This is a genomic window from Clavibacter sp. MX14-G9D (genome assembly GCF_032917815.1).
Classification (GTDB): domain Bacteria; phylum Actinomycetota; class Actinomycetes; order Actinomycetales; family Microbacteriaceae; genus Clavibacter; species Clavibacter michiganensis_K.
In genome coordinates, this window is sequence record NZ_JAVCVL010000131.1 from 1 (window position 1) to 7907 (window position 7907).

At 73.3% G+C, this 7907-nt stretch carries 7 protein-coding genes; 1 reads left to right on the forward strand and 6 read right to left on the reverse strand.

Features of this window, described 5'->3' with window-relative positions:
- Positions 1-248 (reverse strand): hypothetical protein (locus tag Q6969_RS10790; protein WP_317230436.1); only part of this gene is annotated, 248 nt, incomplete at its 3' end.
- Positions 249-553: 305 nt separating this feature from the next.
- On the opposite strand from Q6969_RS10790, the gene Q6969_RS10795 reads away from it, so the two are divergent.
- On the forward strand, positions 554-1162 hold the full coding sequence (locus Q6969_RS10795; protein WP_317230437.1) for a vitamin K epoxide reductase family protein: 609 nt from the start codon (positions 554-556) through the stop codon (positions 1160-1162).
- 61 nt (positions 1163-1223) lie between these two features.
- Here Q6969_RS10795 and ndk read toward each other — a convergent pair whose 3' ends face one another.
- From ndk to Q6969_RS10820, 5 genes are all read right to left on the reverse strand, one after another.
- Positions 1224-1643 (reverse strand): nucleoside-diphosphate kinase, encoded by a 420-nt coding sequence (gene ndk / locus Q6969_RS10800; protein ID WP_317230438.1) that lies wholly within the window; start codon positions 1641-1643, stop codon positions 1224-1226.
- 11 nt (positions 1644-1654) lie between these two features.
- Positions 1655-2134 carry a DUF4233 domain-containing protein gene (locus Q6969_RS10805; protein ID WP_317230439.1) on the reverse strand — a complete coding sequence of 160 codons (480 nt, stop codon included), beginning with the start codon at positions 2132-2134 and terminating at the stop codon, positions 1655-1657.
- Positions 2131-3699, reverse strand: coding sequence for a folylpolyglutamate synthase/dihydrofolate synthase family protein (locus Q6969_RS10810; protein ID WP_317230440.1), 1569 nt, complete (start codon positions 3697-3699; stop codon positions 2131-2133). The genes Q6969_RS10805 and Q6969_RS10810 overlap by 4 nt, the downstream gene beginning before the upstream one ends.
- A complete protein-coding gene (ileS, locus tag Q6969_RS10815) occupies positions 3696-7019 on the reverse strand; it encodes an isoleucine--tRNA ligase (protein ID WP_317230441.1) in 3324 nt (1107 codons plus the stop codon). Before ileS ends, Q6969_RS10810 begins: the two co-directional genes overlap by 4 nt.
- A 249-nt stretch (positions 7020-7268) precedes the next feature.
- The coding region (locus Q6969_RS10820; protein WP_317230442.1) for a class I SAM-dependent methyltransferase at positions 7269-7907 on the reverse strand (639 nt) is incomplete at its 5' end.

Below are 7907 nucleotides of genomic sequence, written 5' to 3' on the forward strand. Positions count from 1 at the left end.
AGCCCGACGCGGACGACGCCCGGCGCCTCCTGCTCGACGGGCGTGGACTGGGTGTCGTCGTTCTCGTTCAGGGTGTGGCCCTTCGCTACGGAGGCGGCGGGCGTGCCGCTCGCCTCGGGGGACGCGGACGCGGGGAGGGCGGGCGAGCCGCCGGTCCCCGTCGCCGCGGTCGGCTCGGCGCGGCGGCCGGTCAGCCGCTCGAAGAGGCTGGGTCGCCTCCTGCCGGTGTTCTCGTCTCTCTCCACCATCTCTGGTGCACTCCTCAACCGGGAGGTACGGCCGCGCCGTACCCCGGTAGCTCTCCGAGTGGATCCCCGCGTTCGCGGTTCTCCGTCGATCCTGGTCTGCGACTTCCGGCCCGAGGCTACGGTCGTGCGCACTGGTACGGAACTGGCTATCCGCCGCCGGACGTGCCGTGCGGCCCGGGTCTGTCCCGGGAAAGACTCTTCATGGCGGTCGTCCCGCGCGGCGGGTCGACCTGCCAGCCAGTATCGCATGCCGACGCCCACCCGGCCGTCAGGGTCGGGAGCGGGCGGTCTGCCATGATCGCCGCATGACCGCGACCCGGGCCCCCGTGCACCCCCGCTCCCTCGCCCTCCTGCTCGTCGTCACGGGCGTCATCGGGTGGATCGGGTCGTTCGTCCTCGTACTCGAGCGGCTGCACCTGCTCGAGGAGCCGGGCGCGTCGCTCTCGTGCGACATCAACCCGTTCATCTCCTGCGCGACCGTCATCGAGTCCGCGCAGGGCGCGCTCCTCGGGTTCCCGAACCCGCTCATCGGGGTGGCCGCGTTCGTGGTGCCCGTCGTCCTCGGCATGGCGCTCCTCGCCGGGGCGCGGTTCGCACGGTGGTTCTGGACCCTGTTCGCGCTCGGCACTCTGGGCGGGTGGCTGTTCGTCACCTGGCTCTTCACCCAGAGCGTCTTCGTCATCGGGGCGCTCTGCCCGTACTGCCTGCTGGTGTGGAGCGCGATGATCCCGCTGTGGTGGGGCACGCTCTCGGCCACCGCGCGGTCGGGTCTCATCCCGGTGCCCGCCGGCGTCCGCCGGGCCGCGGACGCGGTGGCGCCCTACGCGTGGGCCGTGGTCGTGCTGAACTACGCCGTCATCGTCGTCGCGATCATCGCGACGTTCCCCGCGCTCATCCCGACGCTCCTCGGCTGAGCCGGGCGGGACACGAGAGGGGCCGACCGGATCCGGTCGGCCCCTCTCGCGTGCGCTCGCCCTAGAACCAGAGGGCGAGCTCGCGCGCGGCGGACTCGGGCGAGTCGCTGCCGTGGACGAGGTTCTGCGCGACGGCGAGGCCCCAGTCGCGGCCCAGGTCGCCGCGGATGGTGCCGGGCGCGGCACCGGTCGGGTCGGTGGTGCCGGCGAGCGAGCGGAAGCCCTCGATGACGCGGTTCCCCGCGACGCGCACGGCGACGACGGGACCGGACTCCATGAACTCCACGAGCGGCTCGTAGAACGGCTTGCCCTGGTGCTCCTCGTAGTGCTGCTCGAGCAGGGTGCGCTCGGCCTGCACCATGCGGAGGTCGACGATGCGGTAGCCCTTGGCCTCGATGCGGCGGAGGATCTCGCCGGTGAGGCCGCGGGCGACGCCGTCGGGCTTGACGAGGACGAGGGTCTCCTGGACGGGTGCGGTCATGGGGGGATCTCCTACGGGGTGGGAGCCGGCGGCTCATCGGTCGGGCGGTGGTCGGTGGGGAGGTCGTCGGCGCGGTCGGCCTGCTCGTCGAGCATGGCCTGCTCCCAGGCGCCGCGCGCGGCGGCCTTCTCGCGGTCGATGCGGGCGCCTTGCACCATGGCGTAGATCCAGAGGAGCAGGAAGAACCCGCCGACCGCGTACATGGCGGGCAGGACGAGGCCGGTGAGGACCACGAGGACCTGCACGACCCAGCCGGCGCGGACGCCGAGCGGGGAGCGCAGCGAGCCCACGACGGCGAGCATCGCGAGCACCAGGAGCGCGCCGCCGCCGAGAGCGGGGAGCGCGGGCAGCGCCTCGAGGCCGAAGGCGACGAGGCTCGCGAGGAACACGACGATGACCTGGAAGCCCATGACGATGGAGCCGAGGATCTCGACCGTCGTGCGGGGCGGACGGGGCCGGCGGGTCCGGGCGGGCCGTCCGTCGGTGCTCACGCGGTCTTCCAGCCCGCCTGGTCGGCGTGGGCCATGGCCTCGCCGACGAGGAGGATCGAGCCGGTGACGAGCGCCGCGCCCTTCTCGGTCTCGCCCGCCGAGTCCCGGGCGTCCTCGAGGGCGGTGCGGAGGTCCGGCTCGACCGTGACGCGGTCCCGGCCGACGACGCCGACGACGACGCGCGCCAGCTCGTCGGGGTCCACCGAGCGCTCCGACGTCGACGCCGTGACGATGAAGTGGTCGACGACGGACGCGAGCTCGCGCACGATGCCCTCCGCGTCCTTGTCCGCGAGGACGCCGAGGACGGCGGTGACGCGGTCGAACGTGAAGTACACGGGCAGCGCCGCGGCGAGCGAGGCGGCGCCCGCGGGGTTGTGGGCCGCGTCGACCAGCACGGTCGGCTCCGTGCCGACGACCTGCAGCCGCCCGGGGCTCGTCGCCGTGGCGAGGCCCTCGGCGAGCACGTCGTCGTGGATGGCGTGGTCGCCGCCGCCGAGGAACGACTCGACCGCGGCGATCGCGACCGCCGCGTTCTGCGCCTGGTGCGCGCCGAACAGCGGCAGGAACACGTCGCGGTAGGTGCCCGCGAGGCCCTGCACGGAGACGACCTGGCCGCCGACCGCGAGGGTCGTCTCGAGGAGGCGGAACCGCTCCCCCTCCATCGACCACGTGGACTCGGTGAGCTCGGCCGCGCGCGTGAGCTCGGCGACCACCTCCGGCACCTGCGCCGCGGAGACGACGTCGGACGCGGGCTTCACGATGCCGGACTTGGTGCGCGCGATCTCGGCGACCGTGGATCCGAGGCGCTGCGTGTGGTCGAGCGAGACGGGCGTGAAGACCGCGACCTCGCCGTCGGCGACGTTGGTGGAGTCCCACTCGCCGCCCATGCCGACCTCGACGACCGCCACGTCCACGGGCGCGTCCGCGAACGCCGCGAAGGCGAGCACGGTGAGCGCCTCGAAGAAGGTGACGGGCTCCTCGCCCGCGGCCACGAGCTCCTGGTCGACCATGTCGATGAAGGGCTCGACGTCGGCCCAGTTGCGGCTGAGCGCCTCGTCGGAGATGGGGAGGCCGTCGACGACGATGCGCTCGTTGAACCGCACGAGGTGCGGGCTCGTGAACAGGCCCGTCCGGAGGCCGGCGGCGCGGAGGATGCTCTCCGTCATGCGGCTCGTCGACGTCTTCCCGTTGGTGCCGGTGACGTGCACGATCTTGTACGCGCGCTGCGGGTCCCCGAGGAGCTCGACCACGCGCCGGGTGGCGGAGAGCCGCGGCTGCGGCGCCTGCTCCCCCACGCGCGACAGCAGCGCCTGGTACACGAGGTCGCCCTCGCGCTCGAAGTAGTTCTCGTCGTCGACCTCGCGGCCGGCGACGATCGACCGCTCGGCCTCCCGGCGGAGCTCCGCCGCGTCGTCCGCGAAGAGCTGGTCGTCGCTCAGGCCGTCGACGTCGGGGTCGAGCGCGCGCGCGGCGGCGTCGACCCCCTCGTCGCCCTCGGGCTCGAAGTCGTCGTCGCGCCGGGGCTCGTCGTCGTCGAAGGGCCGTCCGCCCTGCTGGTCGCTCATGCTCGCTCCACCTCGATGTACAGGGGCGATCCGCCGCCGACGGTGATGCCGGCTCCCGGATCCGCCACGGCGTCCGCGTCGATGCGCAGCGCCACGGCCAGGGTCTCACGCGCGATGAGGTCGCGGAACCGCTCCGCCGCCTCGGCGCCCGGCGCGTCCAGGCGGATCACGAGGGCGATGCGGTCGCTCACCTCGAGCCCCGCGCCCTTCCGCGCGTCCTGCACGTTGCGCACCACGTCGCGCGCGAGGCCCTCGGCCTCGAGCTCGGGCGTGAGCGCCGTGTCGAGCAGGAGGTAGCCGCCGCCCGGCAGGAGGGCGAGCGCCTGGTCGGCGCGGTCGCCCGCGACCTCCAGCACGAGCTCGTACTCGCCCGCCACGAGCGGCACGCCGCCCGCGACGACCTCCCCGTCGGACTCGGTCCAGTCGCCGGCGCGGGCGGCCTGGATGACCTGCTGCACGCCCTTGCCGAGGCGGGGCCCGGCGACGCGCGCGTTCACGGTCAGGCGGCGGGTGATGCCCGCGTCCGACGCGCTCGTGGGCGTGAGCTGCTCGACGACGACCGCCTTCACGTTGAGCTCGTCGCGGAGGATGTCCTCGAACCGAGCGAGCCCGTCGGCGTCGTCGCTCACGACGGTGAGCCGCGCGAGCGGCTGGCGGACCCGGAGGCCCGACTGCTTGCGCAGCGAGAGCGCCGTGGAGGCCACCTGGCGCACGCGGTCCATCACCTCCACGAGCCGCTCGTCGGCCGGCAGGTCGTCGGGCTCGGGCCAGTCCTCCAGGTGGACGCTGCGCCCGCCCGTGAGGTCCTTCCAGATGCGCTCGGAGACGAGCGGCAGGAGCGGGGCCGCGACGCGCGCGACCGTCTCGAGGACGGTGAAGAGGGTGTCGAACGCGGCCGTGCGCGTGACCGTGCCGTCGGCTGCGGTCTCGACGCCCGCCCAGAAGCGGTCCCGGCTGCGGCGGACGTACCAGTTCGTCAGCACGTCGGCGAAGTCGCGGAGGGAGGCCGCGGCGAGCGTGGAGTCGAGCGCCGTCATGTGCGCCGTCACCTCGGTGACCAGGCGGCGGGTGCGGGCCAGGATGTAGCGGTCCAGCACGTCGTCGCTCGACGTGTCGCGGTGCGCCTCGTAGCCGCCCGGCGCCGCCGAGTTGGCGTAGAGCGAGAAGAAGTACCAGGTGCTCCACAGCGGCAGCAGCACCTGCCGGACGCCCTCGCGGATGCCCTCCTCGGTCACGACGAGGTTGCCGCCCCGGAGCACGGGGCTCGCGAGGAGGAACCAGCGCATGGCGTCGGATCCGTCCCGGTCGAACACGTCGTTGACGTCCGGGTAGTTGCGGAGCGACTTCGACATCTTCTGGCCGTCGTTGCCGAGCACGATCCCGTGGCTGACGACGCTCGAGAACGCGGGACGGTCGAACAGGGCCGTCGAGAGCGCGTGCAGCGTGTAGAACCAGCCGCGGGTCTGCCCGATGTACTCGACGATGAAGTCGGCCGGGCTGTGGGCGTCGAACCACTCGCGGTTCTCGAACGGGTAGTGCACCTGCGCGAAGGGCATCGAGCCGGAGTCGAACCAGACGTCCAGCACGTCCTCGATGCGGCGCATGGTGGAGCGGCCCGTCGGGTCGTCGGGGTTCGGGCGCGTCAGCTGGTCGATGAACGGACGGTGGAGATCCGTGGGGCGCACGCCGAAGTCGGCCTCGAGCTCGTCGAGGCTGCCGTACACGTCGATGCGCGGGTAGGCGGGGTCGTCGCTCTTCCAGACGGGAATTGGGCTCCCCCAGAAGCGGTTGCGGCTGATGGACCAGTCGCGGGCGTTGCCGATCCACTTGCCGAACTGGCCGTCCTTGACGTTCTCCGGGGTCCACTCGATGCCCTGGTTGAGGCGCACCATGTCGTCGCGGAAGTCGGTGACGCGCACGAACCAGCTGGAGACCGCCTTGTAGATGAGCGGGTTCTTGCAGCGCCAGCAGTGCGGGTACGAGTGCTCGTAGCTGGCCTGGCGGATGAGGCGGCCCTGGGCCTTGAGCATGCGCGTGAGCGTCCTGCCCGCGTCCGACCACAGCTCGCCCGCGACCTCGGGGACGGTGTCGACGAAGCGGCCGCCCTCGTCCAGGGACAGGATCACGGGGATGCCCGCAGCGGCGCAGACCTGCTGGTCCTCCTCGCCGTAGGCGGGCGCCTGGTGCACGATGCCGGTGCCGTCCGTGGTCGTGACGTAGTCCGCGACGAGCACCTGCCACGCGTTCCCGGTGCCGAAGCGCTCCGTGTCGGCGTAGAAGTCCCAGAGGCGGTCGTAGGCGACGCCCTCGAGCTGACGGCCGAGGACCGTGCGGGACACGGCGGCGCGCGCCTCGTCGGCGGAGGCGTAGCCGAGGTCCTTCGCGTAGTTCCCCACGAGGTCCTGCGCGATGAGGTACTCGGATCCGAGCACCTCGGCGGCGAGCTGCACGGAGGACGCGCGGGGCAGCGAGTCCGGCGCCTCGGAGTCGGGCGTGCCGGCGGGGCCCGCGGGCACGACGGCGTACGTGATGTCCGGCCCGACCGCGAGCGCCATGTTCGTGGGCAGGGTCCAGGGGGTCGTCGTCCAGGCGAGCGCGCGCACGGCGGTGAGGCCGAGCGACTCGGCCTTGGCGCCGACGAGCGGGAACGTGACGGTGACCGACTGGTCCTGGCGCATGCGGTAGACGTCGTCGTCCATCCGCAGCTCGTGGTTGCTCAGCGGCGTCTGGTCGTGCCAGCAGTACGGGAGCACCCGGAAGCCCTCGTACGCGAGGCCCTTGTCGTGCAGCTCCTTGAAGGCCCAGATGACCGACTCCATGAAGTCGATGTCGAGCGTCTTGTAGTCGTCCTCGAAGTCGACCCAGCGCGCGGAGCGGGTGACGTACTCCTCCCACTCCCCCGTGTACTCGAGCACCGAGCGGCGCGCGACGGCGTTGAAGGCCTCGACGCCCATCTGCTCGATCTCGCTCTTCTCGGTGATGCCGAGCTGGCGCATCGCCTCGAGCTCCGCGGGCAGGCCGTGCGTGTCCCAGCCGAAGCGGCGGTGCACCTGCCGGCCGCGCATGGTCTGGAAGCGCGGGAAGGCGTCCTTGGCGTAGCCGGTGAGGAGGTGCCCGTAGTGCGGGAGGCCGTTGGCGAAGGGCGGGCCGTCGTAGAAGACCCACTCGTCGCATCCCTCGCGCTGCGCGACGGAGGCGCGGAAGGTGTCGTCGCGCTTCCAGAACGCGAGGATGCCGGTCTCGATCTCCGGGAAGCGCGGGCTCGCCGCGACCTGGTCGGGGGCGTGCGGGTCGTCGGGGACGGGACGGGGGTAGGTCATGGCATCTCCTGCGGCGTCGGCTCTCCGCGAGGACGCCCGGATCCCGTGTGCGGATCCCCGAGCGCGGTACCACCCCGCTTGCCACGCGACGCGCGGCCACTCTCCAGAGGCGATGACGGGCCCGACCCGTTCGGTTCTACCTGCCCCGCGGTCGTGCGTGCGGGGCTCTCTTCCGAAGGCTCCCCGGTGATGGCCGGATCGGCGCCTGTCCCACGATCCTAGCGCGCGCTCCCGCGGGTGCCGCAGCCCCTAGCCGCCGAGCTGGGCGCGGTAGGCGTCGGCCCGCCAGGGGAGCTCGAGCTCGTCGCGCCCCGCGGTGTCGGGGTGGGCCGCGAGGAGCGTGCGGACGTCGTCGAGCGCCCGCGCGCGCTCGGGGTCGGGCAGCACGATGAGGCGGCTGATGGATCCGGCGAGCGCCACGACGTCCTCGGGGGTCGTGCGGTGCCGGTGCGGGAAGGACGCGTGCTCGACGGGGCCGAAGCCGGGGAACGGGCCGGGCTCCCGCCCGGGCCCGCGCGGGCGGCGTCCCGATTGGAGGAGCGCGTCGAGCTCGCGGACCCAGTCCTCGCGCACGTCCATCGCGTTCCACACGAGGCAGAGGCGGCCGCCGGGGCGGAGGACGCGCGCGGCCTCGCGGGCTGCCTCCCCCGCGTCCATCCAGTGCCACGCCTGGGCGACGAGGACCGCGTCCTCCTCGCCGTCGCCGAGGGGCATCGCCTCGCCGGATCCCGCGCGGACGTCGACGTCGGGGGACGCCGCGGCCAGCACGGCGCGCATGCCGGCGTCCGGCTCCACCGCGGTGACCCGCAGGCCGCGCGCGGCGAGCAGGCGCGTGAGCTTGCCGGTGCCCGCGCCGAGGTCGACCACGCGGCGGGCGCCCGCGGGGAG